Consider the following 22005-nt stretch of genomic DNA (forward strand, 5'->3'; position numbering starts at 1 on the left):
CCCCCCGGGGCTCGCCGCGGCGGGGCGGGGGGGGGGGTTTGTTGGTTGTTTTGGGTTCTCGTCTCGCGCCCCCGCCCCCGGCGCGGGGCGCGCGCCCCCCCCCCCCCCCCCCCCCCCCCCCCACGTCTCGCATTGAGCGCTTGCCCAGCGGGCATTCAAAGCGCGTACTGCGCGATCCCATTACCGAACGACCAGTTCTCCTTCAGCACCTCGACGAGATTGATGAACACATCCTCTCGTCGCAGTCCCGGCGACTCCGCCAGTTCATCCGCCATGCGCTTGTACAGCGCCTTCTTTTGTTCGAGCGTGCGCGTATTGTTGAACGTGATCTGAATCACCACGAGATCGTCGCTGCGTTCGATGTTCAGATACTGCTTGTCGTACACAAAATTGCCGGCATCGTGCTCGGTGATCAGCATGAAGATGTCGTCTTTCGGCACATTGCACGTCTCCACCAGCGAACGCTGGATGCTTTCCGTCAGCGCCTTCCGATACTCCACCGGCTTGCCAGCGCGCAATGCGATTCGTGTGAGCGGCATGATGAAACTCCTTGGTTGCAGTGATTGGGTAAACACAGCTTAGGCGCGCTCAGTCATAATGAACAGCCATCTTTGGCTATTTCATCCATATTCAACTGAAATGAAAGTCCTCGATCTCGATGCGGTGCGCGCCTTCGTGCTGGTCGCCGATCTGCACAGCTTCACGCGGGCGGCGGACGCGCTCAATACCACGCAATCGGCCGTCAGCCTGAAGCTGAAACGGCTGGAGGCGCATCTCGGCAAGCAGTTATTGGAACGCACGCCCCGTGTCGTGCGCCTTTCCGCGGATGGCAACGCCTTCCTTGGCGCGGCCCGCGATCTGCTGGGCGCACATGAGCGGGCGCTGGGTTCGTTGTCCGTGGAGCGTCGGCGGCTCACGCTGGGGATGAGCGAGCACGTCGCGGGAACGAACTTGCCCCAGTTGCTCGCGCGGCTCAACGCGCACGATCCGGGTCTGGTGGTCGAATTGCATCTGGGCATGTCCGCGGCGCTGCTCGCGCAATTCGATGAACGGCGTCTCGACGCGGTGATCGTTCGTTACGGCGCCGATGAGCCGCCGCGTGAGGACGCACAGGTGCTGTTCAGCGAGCCGCTTGGCTGGCTCGCTACGCCGGAATGGCTGCCGCGCGTCGGCGAGCCGTTGGGGCTGGCGCTGTTGAGTCCGCCGTGCAATGTGCGCGACGTCGCGCTGCACACGCTGAATGAGGCGGGGCTTGCGTGGCAGGAAGTGTTCGTCGGTGGCGGAGTGGCTGCCGTCGGCGCCGCGGTCGCGGCTGGTCTGGCGGTATCGCCGCTGGCGCGCAGAGTGGCGCCGCGTGGATTGGTCGATGTCGGCGCACGGCTGGGCTTGCCACCGCTGCCGGAATCACGCGCGACGCTGCATTCGCGCGTGAGGGATGCGCGGTCGATGGAGACGTTGCGGTTGATGACGAATGGGTTGGCAACACAATGACAAAACGACTTCTCGCCCTGAACCATGAATAAAGTTCGCCGGCTTTCGCTTAAGCTGGAAAACTAACCATTTCATTTAAAAGTAGATCAGTGGACCTCGACCCCCGACAAACCGCCGCCGTTCGCGCGGTCATCGAAACCGGCAGCTTCGAACAGGCCGCCGTGCGCCTGAACGTCACATCGTCCGCAGTATCACAGCGTGTGCGGGCGCTCGAAACGCGCCTGGGTAATCCGCTGATCGTGCGCACGCGACCCTGTCGCGCGACGCAGATGGGCCAGCGTCTATTGCAATATATACGGCGTGCCGCCCTGCTCGAAGACGACTTCGCCAGCGATCTCGCGGGCGCCAACGAAGCGCTGCTGAACGTCGCAGCCGCCGTGAATGCGGACACGCTGTCCACGTGGTTTTTCCCCGCGCTCTCCGAGATCCTGCTGCAGGAAAACGTGCTGCTCGATCTGACCGTCGACGACCAGGATCACACTCACGCGCTGCTCGCCTCAGGCCTCGCAATCGGCTGCATCACCACCGAACCGGCGCCGATGCGCGGCTGCTTCGCGGAACGGCTCGGCGCGATGCGCTACCGGCTGGTGGCGTCGGCGGCGTTCGTCGAACGATGGTTTCCAAATGGCTTGACGCGTGAAAGCGCGCGGCGCGCGCCGGTCATCCTGTCCTCACGCAAAGACGCGTTGCAGGCGCGCTTTCTCGAGACGCGCTTCGGCCTGCCGCCGGAAGCTTATCCATGCCACTACGTGCCTGCGCCGGTGCCGCGCTACATGGCAATCCAGCGTGGGCTCGCTTATGGCATGGTGCCCGAACTGGAATTCGGCGATGCCGTCGAGCGCGGCGAACTGGTCGACCTTGCGCCGAAGCAGCCCACCGACGTCGAGTTGTATTGGCACGCCTGGAAGGTCCAGTCGCCACGCCTCGAAAAGCTCTCGGCGCGCATCGTCGAACTCGGCCGCACAGCCCTGGGCCCGCCGGGCGCCAAGGCCAAACGCAAACGCGCCGCCTGAACAGAACAGAGGGTTAGTGGAGGATCGGCGGCAACGACCCGCTGCTGGCAGTCGCCGGATTAGCGGGCGCGGCAGCCGCGGGACTCGCCGCTACGTTTGCAGCCTTGGCAGGCGCGTTCGTGTGGACCACGGCCGGTTTGGCCGCACTGGTTTTCGCCGCCACATTGACCACCTTGGCATGCGCTGCATGGCCTTGAACCAGGTCGGCGTGCATGATCCGGCCTTGAGCCGGCTTCGCTTGAGCAAGTTTTGCGTGCGGCTTCTTACCCTGCGCCACCACCGCTGCCTTTGACTTGGGCTTGCCCGCGCCCTTTACCACGCCACTGTGGCCAACATTCCCGGCCGCAACCTTCTTCACACTGCCATGCGCTGCCGGCTTGGCACCACTCTTCGACGCCGACGCGACCCGTTGCTCCCCATGTTGACCGTTCGCCGCCTGCTTGGAACCCGCCTTCGCGCTGGCGGTAGACTTGGCCTTGGCCGCACCCGTCGTTTTCTTCGCGTGCTTCGCCGTATGCCCGGCCGATTCGGGCGGATTCCACACTTCCGCATAACCCGCGGCCATTGCCGCACCCGACACACACCACACTGCAACTGCCGTTGCTACTGCTCGAACCCACATCTCCTGCTTCTCCTGATCTTCGACTTCATAACGAGCCGGGATTATATTCTCTTGCAAAAATCCATTTTTAGACTAATATCAACAACAAGTACAGATAAGGACTCACCCCATCATGGCTCACGCCGCCCGCGTCACCCAGCCCGAACCGCCCATCCGCCGGCCGGTTTCGGAACCCACGCTCACGGAAATGTCGGCGGCGGGCCTGCGCGCGTTCTTCAACATCGCGCGAGACTGGGATTTGAGCGCCGAGGAGCAGATCGTGTTGCTCGGCTCGCCGGGCCGTTCCACCTACTTCAAATGGAAATCCGCGCCGGGAACAGCGCGTCTGGGGCGCGACACGCTGGAACGCCTGTCGCTGCTGCTCGGCATCTATAAGGCGCTGCAAATCCTGCTGCCGCAGCCCAGCGCCGCCGACACCTGGATCAAGCGCCCCAACAGCGCGCCGCCGTTCGGCGGCCGCCGCGCGCTGGACCGCATGCTAGCCGGTAACATCAGCGATCTCGTGGCCGTGCGCCAGTATCTCGACGCGATGCGAGGCGGCTGGGCGTGACAGAACCGCATTGGCAGCACCGCTGGCGCAGCGCGCCGCTCGACTGGTCGCCCGCGTATCGCGTGATTCCAACGCGCTTTCCGGCCGTCAATCTGTTCGACCGGGTCGCATCGCCCGAAGATTTCGACGCCCTCTACGCGCTCGAAGCGATGACCAACGACCGCCTGCGCACCGAAGTCGGCGAACTCGATCTCGTGCCACGCGAGGAGCGCCGTTTCGGTCCGGGCTACGGGCCGATCATGGCCGCGCTGACACACCTGAATCCGCTCGGCAGCCGCTTCTCGGACGGCACGTACGGCGTGTTCTATTGCGCCCGTTCGCGTGCCACTGCGATCGCGGAGACGCGCTACCACACGGGGAAATTTCTGGAGGCGACCGCCGAGCCCCCCATGCGGCAGCAGATGCGGCTCTACACCGTCGTGGCGCAAGGCAACGTGGTCGACATCCGCGGAGATGCATCGCTCGATCTCGCGGTGCTGTCGCCCGACGACTATGTCGCCGGACAATCGCTCGGCCGTGCCGTGCGCGAGGGTGGTGCGCCAGGCATCGTGTATCCATCGGTGCGGGACGACGAAGGCGAGTGCCTCGCCGCGTTCAGAACCACGCTGCTACGCGACTGCCATCATGCGGCGTATCTGGAATACAACTGGAATGGCACGAGCATCGATATGGTGTTCGAGCTCAATCAGGTGGGCTAGGAGCCAGGAGACTCGAAACAATCAGGGCAGGGCCAACGCTGCCGCCCCACTCTCCTGCGCCGCCTCAACCGAGATCGACCAGCGCCGTAACGCCTGCGGCTCCACGATGGTCAGCTTGCCGCCGGGCCCAAATGCGCCGGTGTCGATGAAAATCTGCGAGCCGATCTGCTGGATGTCGCGCATCGGCGTATGACCGCAATAGGTCAGCGAAAGCCCATGCTGGCGCAGCGGATCGCCATTGCCCAAGGCCAGATCCCGCCCCCACAGCAATTGCTGGCGCGTTTCGGCGGAAAAATTCCCGGCGTCGAGTTCGGCGTCCGTGCCGAAGAATTCGGCATGCAAAATATTGAAGCGCTCCTTACCGCTGCCGACCACGCGTACGAGCGGCAGCGTCCGCAGACGTTCGGCGTAGTGCTGCAAACGTTCGTCGGACAAACTTGCCGCCCATATCCCGCCGATTCCGTACCACCACTGGCGCCGCAAGCGCCCATCGGCGACGCCGCACAAGGTGTCTTCATGATTGCCGAGCACCGCGTGAAACCACGGCTTGTCGAGCAGGGCCAAAGCCTCCTCGGAATGTTGACCGCGGTCTACCAGATCGCCGACCGAAAATAGCCGGTCACGCGCCGGATCGAACGCGATGTCGCGCAGCAGATAGCGCAGCGCATCGACACAGCCATGCAAATCGCCCACGACAAAGTCGCGGCCGCTCCGATTGGCCGGATGATGCTGAACGGTGTTGACGAGTACGGAATCCATTCGCTCATGATAGTGCGGCATCCGCAAGTGCGTATGCGCGTTCCCTATCTTATCCTGACGTCCCGCATCGCTCGAATGACGTAGAAACAACGCAAGAACGGTGCGTCTCCGGCAGGACTTACCGGGAAACGCGCCGTTCGCGCACTCATTATTGCTGGGTGCGCAGTTTGGCGACCTGATCCACCGTCACCGTGGACTGCGGATTGCCGAACTGTTTGGTCACGTAATTGGTGATAGCCGCCACCTGGTCGTCGGTAAGCTCGGTGCCGAACGCGGGCATCAATACGTCAGCCTGTTTCGTCGTACGACTGACGCCGTGCAGAATCACCATAGCCAGATTATTGGCATCGCTCGCGCCGACTGCCGAGTTGTGAATCAGCGACGGATACGCGCCCGGCGCGCTGGCGCCGACACCCTGACCGGTCCAGTTATGGCACGTCGCGCAATTGGCGATGAACAGTTGCGCGCCATTTACAGCATTGATCTTGGCGCCGCGCAACGCGGTAACGTCGTCGACGGCGGGATTGCCCCACTGGTCGCGCGGACGCGATTCGCCGCCGTTGATTGGCGGCACCGAGCGCAGATAGGTGACGATCGAGCGGATGTCCTCGTGTGTCAGATACTGCGTACTGTCGGTCACCACCTCGGCCATGGGGCCTGCGGCATTGGCGCGACCCGGCGCTGCGCCGGTCGACAGATACGCCGCCAGTTCGTCATCGCTCCAGTTGCCCACGCCGCTGGTCTTGTCCGACGTGATGTTGTACGCATGCCAGCCGGCCTGCACCGCGCCGGAGAGGCGCGAACTCGTCTTCAAACCCTGCGTGAAATTGCGTGGCGTGTGGCATTCCTCGCAATGCGCAAGACCCTGTACCAGATACGCACCACGATTCCATTCGGCGCTTTGCTTAGGATCGGGCACGAAGCGGCCTTCGTCGAAATTGAACAGATTCCAGAACACCATCAGCCAGCGCTGGTTGAACGGGAATTTCAGGCTGTTGCCCGGCGGCGCGTAGTGGATCGGCGCGAGCGTGTTCAGATACGCGCGAATCGCCAGCGCATCCTGATCGGTGACCTTGGTGTACTCCGCGTACGGGAAGGCCGGATAGAGCCGTTCGCCGCCCTTGCCGACGCCTTCATGCATCGCCCGCAGAAAATCGGCGTCGCTCCATTGGCCGATGCCGGTATCCGGGTCGGGCGTGATGTTCGGCGTCACGATCGTGCCGAACGGTGTATTGATCGGCAGGCCGCCCGCGAACGGGCGTGCTTTGTCAGCCGTGTGGCAGGCAACGCAATCGCCGGCGCGCGCAAGGTATTCACCGCGTTTCACGAGATCGCTGCTGGTCGCCGCCGTCGGTGTGGCCGCCGCATTGTCCGGTTGCGCGGCGTCGTCCGCGTGGGCCTGCGTGATCGGCAGCTCGTCGTTGTGTCGTGCGATCGGCCCATGCGCTTCGTGCCAGGCGACATACAGCGCAAACAGCGAAAAGACGGCCGCCAGCGTCGCCACCCGGAAGTGCCGACGACGCGCACGCTGAACAAGCGCATCGGCCGGCTGCACGCGAGAGGTGTTCTTCGTCATTGTGGCTCTCCGTTCAGGGCTCAGATTTCACGCTTGAGCTTGTCTGCCAGTTTCAGCGACAAAGCGGCGATCGTCAGCGTGCAATTCACGGAGGCGGCAGTCGGCATTACGCCGCTGCTGGCGATGAACAGATTCGAGTGATCGTGTGTGCGGCAATCGGCGTCGACAACCGAATCGCCCGGATCGCTGCCCATGATGGTGGTACCCATGATGTGATTGTTCGGCGCGAACGTATCGTCGAATGAGACTTCGGCGCCGCCGAACAGCGAGGCGATCTGCGCATACAGTTCATGCGTGTTCGCCGCGCTCTTCTTCACGTAATCGTTGATCGAGTAGTAGATCTCGGGCTGCGGAATGCCGAGCGCATCCTTGTGATCCGCCGAAGGCACCACGCGGTTCTGGGGCTCCGCCAGATGCTCGTGAAAACTGTTGATGTTCAGCGTGCGCGCGGCGCGGTCGCGAATCTGGCGGTCGAGCTCGGCGCCGGTGAGGCCTTTCTTCAGCAGATCGGCGGTCACGCTCATGGTCGGCACGCCATTCGACAGATGCAGTTTTTTCGCCGCGTAATCGGAGCGGAACGCGCCGTCGCGGAAATTGACGATCGAGGTCATCTCCATCGGCCCGCGTCCGGGCCATAGGGGTTCGTTGGCAAGGAAGGTGACGCCCGTACCCGGATGATCCATCAGGTTGCGGCCCACCTGGTCGGAGCTATTGCCAACGCCGTGCGGGAATTTGTCGGAGGTCGACATCAGCATCAGCTTGGGTGTTTCGATGCCGTTGGCGGCGAGCACGAACAGCTTGCCGGTCACGCGTGTGCTGTTGCCGTTCGCGTCCTTGTAGTGGACGGCCGTGACGAGCCCTTTGTTGTCTGCTTCGACGCGGTACACAACCGCCTCGGCAATCAGCTTCGCGCCGGCCTGCTCGGCCTTCTCCGCGTGCACTACACCGTTGTACATCGCGGCGATCGGGCAGATCGGCATGCAGTTGTTGTTGCCGCAGCAGGTAGGCCGCGCATCGTATGGACGGCTGTTACGCGCAACCGGCTCGGGCACCACCTTGAATCCCCGTGCATTGAGCACGTCGCTAAAGCGCTGATCCATGTACGAGAGCGGCAACGCACTCATCGGATAGGGCCTGGAGCGCGGCGAACCGAGATCGATCGTGCTGTCCGGACCGGAAACGCCCAATTGCACTTCAGCCGCGCCATACCACGGCTCCAGTGTTTCATACGGATAAGGCCAATCACGTCCCACGCCATACAGCTTGTGCAACTGGAAGTCCGACGGCAACAGCCGCCACGCAGCGGCCGCCCAGTGCCACGTCGTGCCGCCGACCAGCCGCACATACTGCGAGTTATACGGATAGTCGCCTTTCTGGATCAGATAATTGTTGGCGGGCGCGTACTCGGGATGCGGCGCGTAAGGCGTGGAGGGATAGGGCGTCGCGAAGTCGGACTTGGCCGGCGAATTGCGGAAGTTTTCGACGATCTGCCAGCGCGGAATACGCGGCCCGGCTTCGAGCAGAATCACCGACGCGCCGGCCAGCGCCATTTGATGCGCGACCAGCCCACCTGCCACGCCCGAACCGACTACGACGATGTCGGCGGAATTTGAGTTTGCCATTGTTGCCCTTTCCCTTCTGGCTTATCTTTGCTTGCTGACCTCGCGTGCGGCATTTCGTCGAACGGCTCAATCAGGCCATGTGACGACACAGCACGCGTGAGAGGAACATCGTTCAGGCGCTCACCGGCTTCTGCGTCCAGTAGAACGGCACGTCGCGGCAATAGGATGGGATCGTCAGCACGTCCTTGACCGGCTCGAACATCAGCGCTTTTTCATAAGCGACCACGTCCACATGCGGCATGTCGCCCACGAGACCGAGATACCACGCGCGCATGATCGCGCTCACGGATTTCGCGAGCGCCGGCTGGTCGACCTGCAAGGCCTGCGTGACGGTATCGGACGGCACGCCGCCATGGCCTTGCAGCCACGTGTTGAGCGCGGCGACGTTCTGGGAGAACTGGCCGTCTGATTTAACGAGAGCGTCGTAGACGCGTTTGCCGAGCACGGCGTCGAAGCCCGTGTGACCGGTGAGACGCTGCGAGAGCGCGAGGAAGGCATCGAGTCCGCCGCCGGCGGGTGCGGTGTCAGCGAACGCCGGTGCGATCCATGAGAGCGAGCGGCCTGCCCCGGCAAACGCGAGCGCCGCGGCCGTCGCGCATGCGCCTAGCACCCAGGCTCTGCGCGAGGCCGAAAACGATGCATGCAGTGAAGAGGATGTTGACGACGGAAACCTGGCCAGATGCGTCACGCCATGGCGCGCATCTTTATTCTCAGGAACATCTGTCATGGGGGCTCCAGATGGTGAGTTGATCGTGAGTTGTTCTCAACAGACAACGCCGCCGTGACGTGATGCCGTTGGCGCGCTGTGTCGATTTCTCTACCCCAAACCTGGTCTGGCGCCGCTTAAGCGGTCTTGTGTGGCTGCATGATGACGATGCGAGCCGCATTACGTTGTACCGATGACAGCCTTGTGAAAACAGCCTGACTGCGCGGCACGCACGGCGAAAAAACCCGCCGCCTGCCAATCGCCTTTCAACTGAAAGCGGCGCGCAAGGCTGTTGCGAAAGACTATAGCCTGTGATTCCCTCATTCGACAAATGGTGCCCGAAGCGCGAGTAGAATCCGCGGCACTAACGGCCCTTCACCCTTGATCTCATGCTCCTTAAATATTATCCGCAGGTGCTTCGCAATCGACCCCGCATGCTGATCGGCCTCGCCGTCGGCCTCGTGGCCGCGCTGGTGATTCCGGAACACACACGCCCCATGGTGCGTGTTCTGGCCGGCTGGGATGCCGCGGTGTGGATCTACCTCCTGCTCATGTGGGTACACATGGCCGCCGCCGACGAAGGCCGTGTCCGCGAATACGCGCAGCGCGACGATGAAAACGCGGGCGTAGTGCTGGTCGTGATCTGCGTCGCGACGGTCGCCAGCATTGCCGCGATCGTGCTCGAACTGGCCTCGGCGAAAGGCACGGCCGGCAGTTCGACTGCATGGCATTACCTGCTGACCGGCCTCACGATGTTCGGCGCCTGGTTCATGATCCCGACCATTTTCACGTCGCACTATGCGCGGCTGTACTACGACCCGGATGCACCGGAGACCCCCTTGCTGTTTCCCGACCGCAAGCTCCAGCCGAACTACTGGGATTTCCTGTACTTCTCGTTCACCATCGCGGTGGCCTCGCAAACCTCGGACGTGGTGCTGCGCTCGCGGTCGATTCGCCGCGCCGCGCTCGCGCAGTCGATCCTGGCGTTCTACTTCAACGTCGCCGTGCTCGGCTTGTGCGTGAACATCGCAGCGGGCTTACTCGGCTCCTGACCGGCCTTGCCTCCTTAAAAGTCCTATCCCTCAGGACGCTTACCCCGCCGGCTGCCACTTCGCCTTTTGCGGCCCCGGCGGCACCGGCAGCCCCAGCGCCCGCCTCATGCCACCCCGTGTAAAACCCGGGCGACGCCCGTCCGTTTTACACACGAGCCACCCGCCGCCGCTCTCCCACCGCGTCTGGCCGACCGTCGCGCGTCCCCTAGGGCGCGCGCTTCCCCGCCCTTCCGCTTCAATCCAGAACGCACTGGCACAACGTTTGCTGCGTCTTGCGAATAGTTCTGGCCGGCCTCGTGCTATCGACGCCTGGCGTCAAAGCACCCCTTACTGGCCAGCGGCGTGACGATCTTTGCACTACATTGACCAGTACGCGCCCTCGCTTCACGCATCGCGCGGTATCCGGCTCTGGAAGCCCAATGAGCGCTGTGATCGCATGTCAATTGCATCCACACCGCAGCAGGACGAATCTGGAAACGACCGATGGAATCCCCAAACGGGTACGCGCCGCGGATTTACTTTTTCCATTCACTTCTCGTTGGGCCGCTCGATGCATGGCCCACGCAGTTCGCTCACGCAGCCGGACTGGGCTTCGATCACGCGCTGATCGGCGGCCTTTTCGAACCGGGCCGCGCGGGTCACGCACAGGTGGTCGGCAACCACGGCCGACTGCATCCAGTGTTTGAGACTCAGCAGCCCGCCGCAGAGGCGATCCGTACGCTCGCGCAAGCCGCCCGTCAGAACGGTCTGGCCTTGTTGGTCGATCTGGTGATCGACCGGATGGCCGCCGATGGCGCGCTGTACGCCGAACATGCCGGCTGGTTCTACCCATTCGAGTCTGAAGAGGCGCGGCTCGATCCGCGCCATGTGCATCACGAGGACAATGTCGCGTATGCCAACTTCAACGACGCCGCCAGCAGCGCTGCGCTAGTCGACTGGTGGACGCAGAAACTGCTGGCGCTGGCCGACGCAGGTGTCGGCGGCTTCCGCTTCGACTCACCGCATCGCGTGCCGGCTGCGGTTTGGCGGCAGCTCGGCGACGCGGTTCGCGCGAAGCATCCTGAAGTGCGTTTCCTCGCCGCCACGCCGGGTCTCGCGCGTGGCGATCTGCTCGGCCTCGCAGGCGCGGGCTTCGACAGCGTGTTCTCGTCGGTGCGCTGGTGGGACTTCCGCGCCAGCTGGATGGTGGAAGAGCATGCCGCGCTCGCCCGCATCGCCGCCCCCATCGCGTTTCCCGAAGCGCCTTACGGCACCCGCCTCGCCGCCGATCTCAACGATGCGCACGACTCCGCCATCGTCGAGCGGGCCTACCGGCGCGCGCTGTTCGCGTCGGCCTCGACCGGCACCGGCTGGATGATGCCGATGGGCTTCGAGTACGGCATCACCGAGCCCATGTCGCAGACACGCGGCGACGCCGCGCAGTTTGCGCTGGCCTGTCGGTCGAAGCGATTCGATCTCTCGGAACAGATCAGCCATGTGAACGACGTGGTGCGCAATACGAAAACGCTGCACGCCAACGGCGAATTGCGTCCGCTAAGTGGGCCCGGCGCACCCGCGGCCGTCTTGCTGCGCGCCGACGCGCCCGATCTGCGCGACGCCGGTGAAGCGATCCTGATCGCCATCAATCCCGAACTCGGTGCGCCGGTGCGCGTCGATCCAGCCCGCTTCCTCACGGGTGTACCGGGCAACTTCACGCGCTTCGTCCCGCTTGACGCGCCCGGAAATGCCGCGTCCTCCGCATTGACGCCGTTCACGCTCGCACCCGGCGCAGTGCGCCTGTTCCGCGCGGCCGCCGATCAACCGATCCGTCTCGCGCCGCCGATCGACAAGGCGAACAGCAAGCGCAGCGGCCGCAAGACCGTGCTCGAAGCGATCAGCGCGCCGCGCGTGGCGATCGAGAGCGTCACACCCTCGGTCGATAACGGACGCTTCCCCGCCAAGCGCACGGTGGGCGAGCGCGCGGAAATCACCGCCGCGATCTTCGCGGAAGGGCACGACAAGATCGCTGCCGCCGTCGTGTGGCGCGCCGCCGACGAAACCGCCTGGCACGAAGTACCGATGAGCCCTGCACAGCCTGCCGGCCTCGATATCTGGAAAGCGCGCATTCCGCTGGAACGCATGGGCCGTCACGAGTTCACTGTGATCGCATGGCGCGACGACTTTGCCTCGCTGGTCGAGCATATTCAGAAGAAGCTAAAAGCAGGCCAAACGGTCGAGCTCGAACTCGACGAAGCCACGCATCTGTTCGCCCTGGTGCTCGCCGAAGTGGAAACCGTGGAAGGCGCGGTGACTGAGCCGCTCGAACACATCGTCAAGCTCTTCACGAAGGGGGACGCCGAAACGAAGCTCGCGCTGCTGCTCGCGCCGACCACCGCGAAGGCGATGACCGCCGCGCGCCACCGCCCGTTCCTGAGCCGCGATCCGATCGTCTACAAGATCGACGCCGAACGCACGGCGGCAGGCTTTGCAAGCTGGTACGAGATCTTCCCGCGTTCGATGAGCGACGACGAATCGCGTCACGGCACCTTCGCTGACGTCGTCACGAAACTGCCGCGCATCCGCGACATGGGTTTCGACGTGCTGTACTTCCCGCCGATCCACCCGATCGGCGTCGCCAATCGCAAGGGCCGCAACAATACGCTGACCGCTCAACCGGGCGATGTCGGCAGCCCGTACGCGATCGGCGGGGCCGAAGGCGGCCACACCGCCGTGCATCCCGAACTCGGCACGCTCGACGACTTCAAGCAAATGCTGGCCGCCGCGCACGCGCACGGCCTCGAAATCGCGCTCGACTTTGCGATCCAGTGCTCGCCGGATCACCCATGGTTGAAGGAGCATCCGACGTGGTTCGCCTGGCGCCCCGACGGCACGCTTCGTTACGCCGAAAATCCGCCGAAGAAGTACCAGGACATCGTCAATCCCGACTTCTATGCGCACGACGCCAAGCCCGATTTGTGGCTCGCGCTTCGCGACGTCTTCCTGTTCTGGATCCAGGCGGGTGTGCACATTTTCCGTGTGGACAATCCGCATACCAAGCCGCTGCCGTTCTGGGAATGGGTGATCGACGACGTGCGCTCGCGCTATCCCGACACGATCTTCCTCGCCGAAGCCTTCACGCGGCCACGCATGATGAACCGCCTCGGCAAGATCGGCTTCTCGCAGTCGTACACGTATTTCACGTGGCGCGAGTCGAAGCGCGACTTTATCGAGTACATGAGCGAACTCACGCAAACCGGCGCGCGTGATTTCTACCGGCCGAATTTCTTCGTCAATACGCCGGACATCAACCCGCGGCATTTGCAGTCGTCGGGGCGTTCGGGCTTTCTGATTCGAGCGGCTTTGGCCTCCACGCTCGCCGGTTTGTGGGGCGTGTATAGCGGTTTCGAATTGTGCGAGGCCGCCGCGCTGCCGAACAGCGAGGAATATCTCGACTCCGAGAAGTATCAACTGCGCGCGTGGGACTGGAACCGGCCCGGCAACATCGTCGGCGAGATCACTGCGTTGAACCGGATTCGCCGCGCGAACCCGGCGCTGCAAACGCATCTCGGCCTTACGTTCCTCACCGCGCACAACGACAACATCCTGTTCTTTGAAAAAGCGACCGAAGCACGCGACAACGTGATCCTGGTCGCGATCAATCTCGATCCGTTCAACGAACAGGGCGCGGATATCGAATTGTCGTGGGACACTTTCAACCACTGGAATCTGCACGACCATGGCGCACTGGAAGTGACCGATCAGATGACCGGTGCGCGGTTCGAATGGCACGGCCGCTGGCAGCACGTCCGCCTCGGTTCAGGCCAACCGTTTTCGATCTGGCGCATCGCGCCGCTCGGCGGCCTGCCCGCTGAACGCCCCGATGATGCCGACAGCGACTATCACGCAGACGACGCTGGCAACCCAACCCCTACGGAAGGTGCGACATGAAGCGTGAAGATCCAGCCCAGAGCAGCACGTCGCAGACCCATACGAGCGCTGCCACCGGCAGCGCCGCCAAAGCGCGCTCGCATCGACGCGGCAAGCCCGCGGCCTTGAGCGACGATCCGCTCTGGTACAAGGACGCGATCATTTATCAGGTGCACATCAAGTCGTTCTTCGACGCGAACAACGATGGCGTCGGCGACTTTCCGGGCCTGATCGCGAAGCTCGACTACATCGCCGAACTCGGCGTGAATGCGATCTGGCTGCTGCCGTTCTATCCGTCGCCGCGGCGCGACGACGGCTACGACATCGCCGATTACCGCAATGTGCATCCGGACTACGGCCAACTATCGGACGTGAAACGCTTCATTCAGGAAGCGCACGCGCGCGGCATCCGCGTGATTACGGAACTGGTGATCAACCATACGTCTGATCAACACCCGTGGTTTCAGCGCGCCCGTCGCGCGAAGCCGGGGTCGAATCATCGCAACTACTACGTATGGTCCGAGACCGATCAGAAGTACACGGAAACGCGGATCATCTTCATCGATTCTGAACCGTCGAACTGGACGCATGATCCGGTCGCGGGCGCTTACTATTGGCACCGTTTCTACTCGCACCAGCCCGATCTGAACTTCGACAATCCGGCCGTGCTGAAAGAAGTGCTGCAGGTGATGCGCTTCTGGCTCGATATGGGCATCGACGGGCTGCGGCTCGACGCAGTGCCGTACCTGGTCGAACGCGAAGGCACCAACAACGAGAACCTGCCGGAAACGCACGCGGTGCTGAAGAAGATCCGCGCGACGATCGACGCCGAGTATCCAAACCGGATGCTGCTCGCCGAAGCGAACCAGTGGCCGGAAGACGTGAAGGAATATTTCGGCGACGAAGACGAATGCCACATGGCGTTCCACTTCCCGCTGATGCCGCGCATCTATATGTCGATTGCAAGCGAAGACCGCTTCCCGATCACCGACATCATGCGGCAAACGCCGGACCTCGCGGAAACGAACCAGTGGGCGATTTTCCTGCGCAATCACGATGAACTGACGCTCGAAATGGTCACAGATTCCGAGCGCGATTACCTGTGGAATACCTACGCGAGCGATCGCCGGGCGCGCCTGAATCTCGGCATTCGCCGCCGACTCGCACCGCTGATGGAGCGCGACCGCCGCCGCATTGAGCTGATCAATTCGCTGCTGCTGTCGATGCCCGGCACGCCCGTGATCTATTACGGCGACGAGCTCGGCATGGGCGACAACATCCACCTCGGCGACCGCGACGGCGTGCGCACGCCGATGCAATGGTCGTCGGATCGCAACGGTGGGTTCTCGCGCGCCGATCCTGAACAACTCGTGCTGCCGCCGGTGATGGGTTCGTTGTACGGCTTCGACGCCGTCAACGTCGAAGCGCAAAGCCGCGATCCGCATTCGCTGTTGAACTGGACTCGGCGCATGCTCGCCACGCGCCGTGCGAAACAAACTTTCGGACGCGGCACGATCCGTTTCCTGAAGCCGGAAAACCGCAAGATCCTTGCGTATCTGCGCGAATTGCCAGGCGAGCCGCCAATATTATGCGTAGCCAACCTGTCGCGCGCACCGCAGGCGGTTGAACTCGATCTGTCCGAATTCAACGGCTCGGTGCCGATCGAAATGACTGCCGATTCCGTGTTCCCGGCAATCGGTCAGCTTACTTATCTGCTGACCTTCCCGCCGTACGGTTTCCTGTGGTTCATGCTTTGCTCCGGTGGCCAGCGTCCGACATGGGCGCAAGCGCATTCCGAACCGCTGCCCGAATTCGTCACGATCGTGATCCGCGAGGGTCAGGTCGGACCGACGCCGGAAAACGTCCGGCTGCTCGAGTCCGAAGTGCTGCCGTCCTGGCTGAGCCGGCGCCGCTGGTTTGCCTCGAAGGATCAGAAGATGCACGCGGTGCGCCTGGCTGCGCTGACCACGATCCCGAACGGCGGCTTCGCCTTCACCGAAATCGAAGCGGACGTGGGCGACCATACCGAACGCTACGTCGTGCCGATCGCAATCACGTGGGGCGGCGAAACCACCACGCCGCTGTTCATGCAACTGGCACTCGCGCGCGTACGCCGCGGCCGCAACGTCGGTCACCTGACGGACGCGTTCGCGCTGCCCATCTTCGCTCATGGCGTGATGCGTAAGCTGCGCGAACGCGCGGTCGTGCCAACCGTACAGAAGAGCGAGATCAAGTTCCTTCCCACCGAGCGTTTCTCCGAACTCGACGATCTCGGCGAACGGCCCGAGATCCGCTGGCTGGCGGCCGAGCAAAGCAACAGCTCGCTGATCATCGCCGATGCCGCAGTGTTGAAATTGGTGCGGCGTCTGGTGAGCGGCGTTCATCCGGAAGCGGAAATCAGCCGCTATTTGACCCAGCTCGGCTACGCGAACACCGCGCCGCTGTATGGTGAAGTGGTGCGCGTCGATCCCGAAGGCGTGCCGCATACACTGGCTATCTTGCAAGGCTATATCGACAATCAGGGCGACGCCTGGAACTGGTCGCTGGACTACCTGCGCCGCTCGGTGGACGAACTCGCGATCGCCGTCGATACGGACGGGCAATCGCCGGACCGCGACAACGAAACAATCCTCATGGAAGGCTATAGCGCGTTGGCCGGCACCATCGGCAAGCGGCTCGGTGAACTGCACATGGCGCTTGCGTCACCGTCCGACGACCCGGCATTCGCACCGGAACTCGCCAGCGCAGAACAGGTGAAGGCATGGGTCGCCGGCACGCAAGCCATGCTCGCCAGCGCGCTCGATCTGCTCGCACCGCGCATCGAGCAGATGAGCGATCCGGACACCCAGGCATTGGCGCAAAGCCTGATCGATCGCCGCGCCGCGTTGGTCGCCGCGGTCAGCAAGCTGGTGTCAGGCGATGCGGGCGCGCTGCGTACCCGCATTCACGGTGACTTCCATCTGGGTCAGGTGCTGGTCGCGCAGGGCGACGCGTATCTGATCGACTTCGAAGGCGAACCTGCGCGTACGCTCGAGGAACGACGTCAGAAGTCGAGTCCGTTACGCGACGTGGCCGGCTTGTTGCGCTCGCTGTCGTATGCAAGTGCCGCGGCGCAGTCCACGATGGAAAGCGCGCCACAGCAAACCGCCGATCGCAAGCGCGCGCTCTTCGACCGTTTCCGCGCGCATGCTACCGAAACGTTCCTGAAGGAATACCGCGCCGCCATCGCGGATTCGCCGACGCCGCTGGTGGCGCCCGAAGCCGAACAGGCGTTGCTCGATCTGTTCCTGATTGAGAAAGCCGCTTACGAAATCCGTTACGAAGCGGCTAACCGTCCAACGTGGCTCAGTTTGCCGGTACGCGGCCTCGCCTCGCTCACCAGCCGCCTGCTCGGTGACACCGGCAATCCGCACGATCCATCAACCCAGGCGCCAGACGCCGCCGCATCGCCTAATCCGGCCGAGGGCGACTATGAGTGAGCATGATCCGGCCGCAGGCCTCCAACCACTCGATATCGACGCGCTCGTTGAAGCGCGTCACCCCGATCCTTTTTCGCAGCTCGGCATGCATCAAACGGACGCGGGTCCGGTGGTGCGCGCGCTGTTGCCGAACGCAAAACACGTCACCGTGATTTCACGCGCCAACGGCGCAACGCTCGGCGAACTCGAGCAACTCAGGCCGGGGCTGTTTGCCGGCCGCATCACGTCTGCCACGCCCTATCGCCTGCGCATCGACTGGCATGGCACCGTCCAGGAAATCGAGGACACGTATTCGTTCGGCCCCGTTCTCGGCGACGAGCCGTTGGGCCGTCTCGCCGGCGGCGATCCGTACGCCGTGCTCGAATGCCTCGGCTCGCGCCCGATGGAAGTGGACGGCGTGCCGGGCGTGCGCTTCGCCGTCTGGGCGCCAAATGCGCGGCGCGTCTCGGTGGTCGGCGACTTCAACTCGTGGGACGGTCGCCGTCATCCGATGCGGCTGCGTCATCAGGCAGGCGTGTGGGAATTGTTTGTGCCGCGCGTCGGTCCGGGCACGCGCTACAAGTACGAATTGCTCGCTCGTGACGGCCATCCGTTGCCGCTCAAGGCCGACCCGTGTGCGATGCAGACGGAATTGCCGCCGGGCACTGCGTCGGTGGTCGCGCATGTCGACGAGATCGAGCAGTTTGAATGGACCGACCACGACTGGATTCAGTCGCGCGCCGCCAAACAGACTCCGCGCGCGCCGATCTCGATCTACGAAGTACACGCCGAATCGTGGCTGCGCGTCGCCGAAGAGGGCCAGCGCGGCCTCACGTGGGAAGAACTCGCTGAGCGGCTGATTCCGTACGTGAAAAGCATGGGCTTCACGCACGTGGAATTCATGCCGATTGCCGAGCATCCGTTCGGCGGTTCGTGGGGCTATCAGCCGCTCGGACAGTTTGCGCCGTCGGCACGCTTCGGCAAGCCCGAGCAGTTCGCCCTGTTCGTCGACAAGGCGCACGCGGCCGGCCTCGGCGTGCTTCTCGATTGGGTACCGGCGCACTTTCCGAACGACGCGCATGGCCTGATCGATTTCGACGGCACGCCTCTTTACGAGCACGCCGATCCGCGCGAAGGCTATCACCAGGACTGGAACACGATGATCTACAACCTCGGCCGCAACGAGGTGAGCGCGTTCCTGGTAGCTTCGGGCCTCGCATGGTTGAAGCGCTATCACGTGGACGGTCTGCGTGTGGATGCGGTCGCCTCGATGCTGTATCGCGACTATTCGCGAGCTGCCGACGAGTGGGTGCCGAACATCTACGGCGGGCGCGAAAATCTCGAATCGATCGCGTTTCTGAAGCGGCTGAATCATGAAGTCGGCTATGTGCCGGGCGTGCCGGGTGCGATCACGATCGCCGAGGAATCGACCGCGTGGCCGGGCGTGACCGCACGCCTCGAAGATGGCGGCCTCGGCTTCCTGTTCAAGTGGAACATGGGCTGGATGCACGACACGCTGCACTACATGGAAGAGGACCCGGTCTACCGCCAATACCATCACCACATGATGACCTTCGGGATGGTGTACGCGTATTCCGAGCGCTTCGTGCTGCCGCTTTCGCACGACGAGGTGGTGCACGGCAAAGGCTCGCTGCTCGGCAAGATGCCCGGCGACAGATGGCAGAAATTCGCCAACCTGCGCGCGTACTTCGGCTTCATGTGGACGCATCCGGGCAAAAAGCTGCTGTTCATGGGCGGCGAATTCGGCCAGCTGGCCGAATTCAACCACGACACGTCGCCACACTGGCATCTGCTCGACGATCCGAACCACCATGGCGTGCAGAAGCTCGTGCGCGACTTGAACCATCTTTATAGCGAGGAGCCGGCGCTGCATCGGCTCGACAGCGAGCCGGGCGGTTTCCAATGGCTGGTCGGCGACGACAACGGCAACAGCGTGTATGCCTACCGCCGCACCGATGGTGAAGGCCGCGAACTGGTGGTGGTCTGCAACATGACGCCGGTGCCGCGAGTCGGATACCGGATGGGGATGCCGCGCGGCGGCCGCTGGACAGAAGTGCTGAATACGGATGCCGGCGTGTATGGCGGCTCGAACATGGGCAATGGCGGGCTGATCCACACCGACAACGTCTCGAGCCACGGTTGGCCGCATTCCGCTGCGCTGACGCTGCCACCTTTGGCGACGATCGTTTTGCGCGCAGATTGATTGATGGAAAAGTTGTAAGACGGGCGCGCGGCGGCCAGGCCGCGCGCCCGTTGCATGAAGTCCCACGATAGCGTTCATAAAACAGAACAAGGAAGGGGAATCATGTCGCATGCAATGCCCGACCGGCTTCTGCCCGGCTCGCCCTATCCGCTCGGCGCCAGCTGGGATGGCCTCGGCGTCAACTTTGCAGTGTTCTCGGCAAATGCGCAGAAAATCGAGCTTTGCCTGTTCGATCCCACCGGTCGCAAGGAAATCAGGCGCTTCACGCTGCCCGAATGCACCGACGAAATCTGGCACGGCTATTTGCCCAATGCGCACCCCGGCACCGCGTACGGTTTTCGCGCACACGGGCCCTATCAGCCGCAGCACGGACATCGCTTCAATCCGCACAAACTGTTGCTCGATCCGTATGCGCGCAAACTGGTCGGGCAGTTTCGCTGGTCCGACGCGCTGTTCGGTTACCGCGTGCATTCGAATCGCGCCGACCTGTCCATCGACCGGCGCGATTCGGCGCCGGCCATGCCGAAGTGCGTCGTGATCGACGAAGCCTTCGACTGGTCGCACGACAAGCGCCCGAATGTGCCGTGGGGCGAAACCGTCGTCTACGAAGCGCATGTGCGCGGCGTGTCGATGCTGCGCCCCGATTTGCGTCAGCACGAGCGTGGCACGTTTGCCGCGCTGGCGTCGCCGGAATTCATCGAGCATTTGCTGAAGCTCGGCGTGACCGCCGTCGAATTGCTGCCCGTGCATGCGTTTCTGAACGATCGCTTTCTGGTGGAGCGCGGCCTGCGCAACTACTGGGGTTACAACACCGCGGCATTTTTTGCACCGGAGCCGTCGTATCTGAGTTCGCACCGGCTCGATGAAATGCGTATCGCCGTGCGTCAGTTGCACGCGGCCGGCATTGAAGTGATTCTCGACGTGGTCTACAACCACACCTGCGAAGGCAACGAGATGGGGCCGACCGTCTCATGGCGCGGCCTCGACAACGCGAGCTACTACCGCCTGATTCCAGGCGACGAACGCCACCATATCAACGACACCGGCTGCGGCAATACCCTGAACCTGCCGCATCCGCGCGTGCTGCAGATGGTGATGGATTCGCTGCGCTACTGGTCGACGAAGTTCAATATCGACGGCTTCCGTTTCGATCTCGGCGTGACGCTTGGCCGTGAGCAGCATGGTTTTGATCCCGGCTCCGGCTTCTTCGACGCATTACGCCAGGACCCGATCCTGTCGCAACGCAAGCTGATTTCCGAGCCATGGGACATCGGCCCGGGCGGTTATCAACTCGGCAACCATCCGCCGGGTTTCGCTGAATGGAACGATCGTTTCCGCGACACGGTGCGCCGCTTCTGGCGCGGTGACGCGGGCTTGCGCCCCGATCTTGCCGCGCGTCTCACTGGTTCCGCCGATCTGTTCAACCGGCGCTTCAGGAAACCGTGGGCATCGGTCAACTTTGTCACGTCGCATGACGGTTTTACGCTAGCCGATACCACCGCGTATGAGCACAAGCACAACGAGGCCAATCGCGAAGACAACAACGACGGCCACAACGAAAACTGCAGTCGCAATTGGGGCGTAGAGGGCCCGACCGACGATCCCGTCCTCCTCGAAACCCGCAAACGCGTGGCCCGCTCGCTGATCGCCACGCTGCTGATGGCGCTCGGCACACCCATGGTGCTGGCAGGCGACGAGTCGCTGCGTACGCAGAACGGCAACAACAATGCGTACTGCCAGGATAACGAACTATCATGGCTTGACTGGGAGCGTGCGGAGTCGCCCGACGGCCGTCAGATGACCGCGTTCGTCGCGCGCGTGATTGCGCTGCGCAAACAGCACCCCCTGCTGCGCGAAACGCGCTTTCTGTTCGGCGATCGCGAAGTGTTGCCGGGCCTATTCGATGTCGGCTGGTTCGATGAACACGGCGATCCGCTCACGATCGAAGCCTGGCAGGACCCCGAAGGCCGCACGTTCACACTGCGGCGCGCGGGTCCAGGCTTGAATGACGAAACGGAAGTATTGTTGATGATGCTCAATGCTGCGGACGAAACACGGCGTTTCACACCGCCCGCGCCACACCTGGAATGGCACGTGCTGCTAGATACAGCTGAGCCGGAAAGCACGCCGCATCGGTTGGCGGTGCCGGAGGTGGAAGTGGCCGCGCATAGCCTCGTGATGCTGGCAGCGCAGCCTATCGGCGAAGCGGATTGGCAGGCGGGCTGGAAGGCCGGCGCGCAGCATGGGCCGCGGCTGCTGACTGCGCTGCCACCCGATCCGGGTGCGCATCCGCCGAGCGGCGATACGTCGCCGACCACGTAGGCGAAA

The 22005-nt window shown here is 63.3% G+C and carries 15 protein-coding genes; 9 read left to right on the forward strand and 6 right to left on the reverse strand.

Features of this window, described 5'->3' with window-relative positions:
* Positions 1-155 precede the first annotated feature (155 nt).
* Complete coding sequence (locus tag M0D66_RS24670; RefSeq protein ID WP_093634972.1) at positions 156-539, reverse strand: tautomerase family protein; 384 nt, start codon at positions 537-539, stop codon at positions 156-158.
* 100 nt (positions 540-639) lie between these two features.
* Between M0D66_RS24670 and M0D66_RS24675 the strand changes: the two genes are divergently transcribed.
* Both M0D66_RS24675 and M0D66_RS24680 read left to right on the forward strand, forming a co-directional pair.
* Positions 640-1491, forward strand: a complete 852-nt coding sequence (locus tag M0D66_RS24675) for a LysR substrate-binding domain-containing protein (RefSeq protein WP_266211797.1) — start codon at positions 640-642, stop codon at positions 1489-1491.
* Positions 1492-1580: 89 nt separating this feature from the next.
* Positions 1581-2504: an HTH-type transcriptional regulator ArgP gene (locus M0D66_RS24680; RefSeq protein WP_211705658.1), complete on the forward strand. Its 924-nt coding sequence runs from the start codon at positions 1581-1583 to the stop codon at positions 2502-2504.
* 13 nt (positions 2505-2517) lie between these two features.
* Here M0D66_RS24680 and M0D66_RS24685 read toward each other — a convergent pair whose 3' ends face one another.
* Positions 2518-3126, reverse strand: coding sequence for a hypothetical protein (locus tag M0D66_RS24685; protein ID WP_266211798.1), 609 nt, complete (start codon positions 3124-3126; stop codon positions 2518-2520).
* A 112-nt stretch (positions 3127-3238) separates the two neighbouring features.
* Here M0D66_RS24685 and M0D66_RS24690 point away from each other — a divergent pair, with 112 nt between their 5' ends.
* Together M0D66_RS24690 and M0D66_RS24695 are read left to right on the forward strand one after the other, a co-directional pair.
* Entirely contained in the window at positions 3239-3676 is a 438-nt protein-coding gene (locus tag M0D66_RS24690) for an MbcA/ParS/Xre antitoxin family protein (protein WP_054034811.1), read from the forward strand.
* The gene (locus M0D66_RS24695) at positions 3673-4374 is read left to right on the forward strand and encodes an RES family NAD+ phosphorylase (protein ID WP_093634968.1); all 702 of its coding nucleotides are present in this window, start codon (positions 3673-3675) and stop codon (positions 4372-4374) included. Before M0D66_RS24690 ends, M0D66_RS24695 begins: the two co-directional genes overlap by 4 nt.
* Positions 4375-4395: 21 nt before the next feature.
* On the opposite strand, the gene M0D66_RS24700 is transcribed toward M0D66_RS24695, so the two are convergent.
* The 4 genes from M0D66_RS24700 to M0D66_RS24715 form a co-directional block, all read right to left on the reverse strand.
* Positions 4396-5133: a metallophosphoesterase gene (locus M0D66_RS24700; protein WP_266211799.1), complete on the reverse strand. Its 738-nt coding sequence runs from the start codon at positions 5131-5133 to the stop codon at positions 4396-4398.
* Positions 5134-5281: 148 nt separating this feature from the next.
* Positions 5282-6709 (reverse strand): cytochrome c, encoded by a 1428-nt coding sequence (locus tag M0D66_RS24705; protein ID WP_266211800.1) that lies wholly within the window; start codon positions 6707-6709, stop codon positions 5282-5284.
* A gap of 20 nt (positions 6710-6729) precedes the next feature.
* Entirely contained in the window at positions 6730-8331 is a 1602-nt protein-coding gene (locus tag M0D66_RS24710; RefSeq protein ID WP_266211801.1) for a GMC family oxidoreductase, read from the reverse strand.
* A gap of 112 nt (positions 8332-8443) precedes the next feature.
* Positions 8444-9058, reverse strand: a complete 615-nt coding sequence (locus M0D66_RS24715; RefSeq protein WP_200650908.1) for a sugar dehydrogenase complex small subunit — start codon at positions 9056-9058, stop codon at positions 8444-8446.
* A 368-nt stretch (positions 9059-9426) separates the two neighbouring features.
* Between M0D66_RS24715 and M0D66_RS24720 the strand changes: the two genes are divergently transcribed.
* The 5 genes from M0D66_RS24720 to glgX all read left to right on the forward strand — a co-directional run bounded on the left by M0D66_RS24720 (position 9427) and on the right by glgX (position 21999).
* Positions 9427-10089 carry a DUF1345 domain-containing protein gene (locus M0D66_RS24720; protein WP_200650909.1) on the forward strand — a complete coding sequence of 221 codons (663 nt, stop codon included), beginning with the start codon at positions 9427-9429 and terminating at the stop codon, positions 10087-10089.
* 483 nt (positions 10090-10572) lie between these two features.
* Positions 10573-14016, forward strand: coding sequence for a maltotransferase domain-containing protein (locus M0D66_RS24725; protein ID WP_266211802.1), 3444 nt, complete (start codon positions 10573-10575; stop codon positions 14014-14016).
* A complete protein-coding gene (treS, locus tag M0D66_RS24730; protein WP_256457321.1) occupies positions 14013-17474 on the forward strand; it encodes a maltose alpha-D-glucosyltransferase in 3462 nt (1153 codons plus the stop codon). The genes M0D66_RS24725 and treS overlap by 4 nt, the downstream gene beginning before the upstream one ends.
* Positions 17467-19677, forward strand: coding sequence for a 1,4-alpha-glucan branching protein GlgB (gene glgB, locus M0D66_RS24735; RefSeq protein WP_266211803.1), 2211 nt, complete (start codon positions 17467-17469; stop codon positions 19675-19677). The genes treS and glgB overlap by 8 nt, the downstream gene beginning before the upstream one ends.
* A 102-nt stretch (positions 19678-19779) precedes the next feature.
* Entirely contained in the window at positions 19780-21999 is a 2220-nt protein-coding gene (glgX, locus tag M0D66_RS24740) for a glycogen debranching protein GlgX (protein ID WP_093634959.1), read from the forward strand.
* Positions 22000-22005: the final 6 nt, after the last annotated feature.

Source organism: Paraburkholderia sp. SECH2 (genome assembly GCF_030464795.1).
Lineage (GTDB): Bacteria > Pseudomonadota > Gammaproteobacteria > Burkholderiales > Burkholderiaceae > Paraburkholderia > Paraburkholderia aspalathi.

Coding starts and splice junctions, on each gene's coding strand:
- M0D66_RS24685 (WP_266211798.1), bottom strand. CDS start 3,126: ATGTGGGTTCGAGCAGTAGCAACGGCAGTTGCAGTGTGGTGTGTGTCG.
- M0D66_RS24725 (WP_266211802.1), top strand. CDS start 10,573: ATGGAATCCCCAAACGGGTACGCGCCGCGGATTTACTTTTTCCATTCA.
- treS (WP_256457321.1), top strand. CDS start 14,013: ATGAAGCGTGAAGATCCAGCCCAGAGCAGCACGTCGCAGACCCATACG.
- M0D66_RS24715 (WP_200650908.1), bottom strand. CDS start 9,058: ATGACAGATGTTCCTGAGAATAAAGATGCGCGCCATGGCGTGACGCAT.
- M0D66_RS24705 (WP_266211800.1), bottom strand. CDS start 6,709: ATGACGAAGAACACCTCTCGCGTGCAGCCGGCCGATGCGCTTGTTCAG.
- M0D66_RS24720 (WP_200650909.1), top strand. CDS start 9,427: ATGCTCCTTAAATATTATCCGCAGGTGCTTCGCAATCGACCCCGCATG.
- M0D66_RS24670 (WP_093634972.1), bottom strand. CDS start 539: ATGCCGCTCACACGAATCGCATTGCGCGCTGGCAAGCCGGTGGAGTAT.
- glgB (WP_266211803.1), top strand. CDS start 17,467: ATGAGTGAGCATGATCCGGCCGCAGGCCTCCAACCACTCGATATCGAC.
- M0D66_RS24710 (WP_266211801.1), bottom strand. CDS start 8,331: ATGGCAAACTCAAATTCCGCCGACATCGTCGTAGTCGGTTCGGGCGTG.
- M0D66_RS24675 (WP_266211797.1), top strand. CDS start 640: ATGAAAGTCCTCGATCTCGATGCGGTGCGCGCCTTCGTGCTGGTCGCC.
- M0D66_RS24700 (WP_266211799.1), bottom strand. CDS start 5,133: ATGGATTCCGTACTCGTCAACACCGTTCAGCATCATCCGGCCAATCGG.
- M0D66_RS24690 (WP_054034811.1), top strand. CDS start 3,239: ATGGCTCACGCCGCCCGCGTCACCCAGCCCGAACCGCCCATCCGCCGG.
- glgX (WP_093634959.1), top strand. CDS start 19,780: ATGTCGCATGCAATGCCCGACCGGCTTCTGCCCGGCTCGCCCTATCCG.